The sequence below is a fragment of the Cellulomonas algicola genome, from assembly GCF_003851725.1.
Lineage (GTDB): Bacteria > Actinomycetota > Actinomycetes > Actinomycetales > Cellulomonadaceae > Cellulomonas > Cellulomonas algicola.
Window position 1 is genome coordinate 1 of sequence record NZ_BHYL01000184.1, and the last position, 2,559, is coordinate 2,559.

The 2,559-nt window shown below is 74.4% G+C and carries 2 protein-coding genes and 1 pseudogene; 2 read left to right on the plus strand and 1 reads right to left on the minus strand.

Features of this window, described 5'->3' with window-relative positions; genetic code table 11:
- Positions 1 to 573 (minus strand): annotated as a pseudogene (locus CTKZ_RS12190) (hypothetical protein); the annotation flags it as partial.
- Positions 574 to 656: 83 nt separating this feature from the next.
- On the opposite strand from CTKZ_RS12190, the gene CTKZ_RS12195 reads away from it, so the two are divergent.
- Complete coding sequence (locus tag CTKZ_RS12195) at positions 657 to 1,634, plus strand: ATP-binding cassette domain-containing protein (RefSeq protein ID WP_124343198.1); 978 nt, start codon at positions 657 to 659, stop codon at positions 1,632 to 1,634.
- A complete protein-coding gene (locus CTKZ_RS12200; protein WP_124343199.1) occupies positions 1,631 to 2,431 on the plus strand; it encodes an ABC transporter permease in 801 nt (266 codons plus the stop codon). Before CTKZ_RS12195 ends, CTKZ_RS12200 begins: the two co-directional genes overlap by 4 nt.
- Positions 2,432 to 2,559 lie beyond the last annotated feature (128 nt).

Here is a 2,559-nt window from a genome sequence, read left to right on the forward strand (position 1 = left end):
GTCGCGGGCGGCGCGCTCGCGCTCGGCCTGGGCGCGTTCGGCCTCGCGGCGGGCCTCGGTCTCGCGGCGCGCCCGTTCGCGCTCGGCGTCCTGCAGGGCCCGCTCGCGGGCGGCCTCGGCCTGCGCCAGCGCCTTGACGCGGTCGCGCTCGGCCTTCTCGTCGTCGCGACGGCGACGGTCGGCCTCCTTGCGGGCGCGCTCGGCGTCCTTGGCGGCCTCGCGCTCGGCCTTCTCGCGGTCGCGACGTGCGCGGTCGGCCTCCTTGGCGGCGGCGCGCTCGGCCTTCTCGCGGTCGCGGCGCAGCGCCTCGGTCTCCTTGCGTGCGTCGTCGGCCTCGCGACGCGCGACCCCCGCGTCGCGGCCGTCGGCGTCCCGACGTGCGTCCTCGGCGGCGCGGTCGTCGGCCTCGGAGCTGCCGGCCGGGGAGGGGCGACCGTCGGCCTCGCGACTGTCGGGGACCGCGTCGGGCCCGCTGTCGCTCGCCGCGTCCACGTCGGGCCACGTGCGATCGCCCCCCGTGCGGTCGCCCCCCGTGCGGTCGCCGTCCGGGTGCGGGTTCGCTGCCTCGTCCACGTCGTACCTCCTTGACGCCCGATCCTATAAGTGTGTATGACATACACACACAGTTTACGACGTACACAGAAGGAGGCCACGCGATGACCGCACCGATCGTCGTCGCCCGCGGACTGCGCAAGTCCTACGGCGACCTCACCGTCCTCGACGGCGTCGACCTCGACGTCCACCGCGGCGAGGTCCTCGCCCTGCTCGGGCCGAACGGCGCGGGCAAGACGACGACCGTCCGCATCCTGTCGACGCTCCTGCGGCCCGACGGCGGCACCGCGACGGTCGCCGGCGCCGACGTCGTCCGCGACCCGGCAGCCGTGCGCGCGGCCATCAGCCTCACGGGCCAGTACGCGGCGGTCGACGAGCTGCTCACGGGCGCGGAGAACCTCCACCTCATGGCCCGCCTCGCGCACCTGGGTGCCGGCGAGGTCCGCGCGCGCACGGACGCGATGCTCGAGCTGTTCGACCTCACCGACGCCGCGGGACGCCTGGTCAAGACGTACTCCGGCGGCATGCGGCGGCGGCTCGACCTCGCCGTGAGCCTGCTGAGCCGTCCCCAGGTCGTGTTCCTCGACGAGCCGACCACCGGCCTCGACCCGCGCAGCCGCGGTGACCTCTGGGACGTCATCCGGGACGTCGTCGACGCGGGCGCGACGCTCCTGCTCACCACGCAGTACCTGGAGGAGGCCGACCGCCTCGCCGACCGGATCGTCGTGATCGACCACGGACGCGTCATCGCGCAGGGCACTGCCACCGAGCTCAAGCGCACCGTCGGGTCCGCGCACGTCGAGCTGGTCCTGCGCGACGGCACCGTGCAGCGCGTCCCCACGGACGGGTCCGTCGCGGACGTCCACCGGATCCTCGGCGACGTGTCCGCGCGCCCGCTCGACGTCGCCGCGTGGCAGGTCCGTGAGCCCACGCTCGACGACGTGTTCCTCAGCCTCACCGGCAAGCCTGCCGAGCCCACGCCCGGTTCTGACCCGAGCCGCGGCGGCGACGCCGACGACCGCACCCGCCCGTCCGCCGACGCGCTCGCCGCCGCCGGCCCGCACCCCCGGGAGACCCGATGACCGCCCTGCTCGCCCCCGCGCCCACGACGGTCCGCCCCGGTGCGGGCCAGACCGTCCGTGACACGACCGCGCTGATCGGCCGCACCCTGCGCCGCACGACCCGGCAGCTCGACACGCTGCTCCTCTCGGTGATGCTGCCCGTGATGCTCCTGCTGATGTTCACGTTCGTGTTCGGCGGGGCGATCGACCCGACGGGCCGCTACGTCGACTTCGTCGTGCCGGGCATCATCCTGCTGACCGCGGGCTACGGGGCCGCCAACACCGCGGTCGACATGGCGTCCGACATGACGAACGGCATCATCGACCGCTTCCGCTCCATGCCGATCCGCGCGACAGGCGTCGTGACCGGCCACGTCGTCGCGAGCATGGTCCGCAACGCGGTGTCGACGGCGCTCGTCATCGTCGCCGCGTTCCTCGTCGGGTTCAGCCCTGACGCGACACTGCTCGACTGGCTCGGCGCGCTCGGGATGGTCGCGCTGTTCGTCCTCGCGCTGACGTGGGTCGGCGTCGCGGTGGGCATCGTGTCGTCCGGGCCCGAGGCGGCCAGCGCCTTCACGTTCTTCATCCTGTTCCTGCCGTACGTGTCGAGCGCGTTCGTGCCGCCGGAGTCGATGCCGTCGGTGCTCGAGGCGATCGCCGCGTGGAACCCGGTCACGCCGGTGACGGACACGATGCGCGGCCTGCTGCTGGGCCTGCCGCTGGAGACGTCGACGTGGGTGTCCGCGGTCGCGTGGTGCCTCGGCATCTTCCTGGTCGCGAGGACGGCCGCGGCCCTGCTCTTCGCCCGCCGCCGCTGACGTGCTCCCGTCCACGAGCCCGCGACCCGGGTCTGGGTACCGCTCGAGTGCCAGCAGCGGTACCCAGACCCCGGTCGTCGGTCGTGAGGTCGGGGCGTCGGCGGGCAGGCGGGGGCGGTGCGGACCGG

Coding starts and splice junctions, on each gene's coding strand:
- CTKZ_RS12195 (WP_124343198.1), top strand. CDS start 657: ATGACCGCACCGATCGTCGTCGCCCGCGGACTGCGCAAGTCCTACGGC.
- CTKZ_RS12200 (WP_124343199.1), top strand. CDS start 1,631: ATGACCGCCCTGCTCGCCCCCGCGCCCACGACGGTCCGCCCCGGTGCG.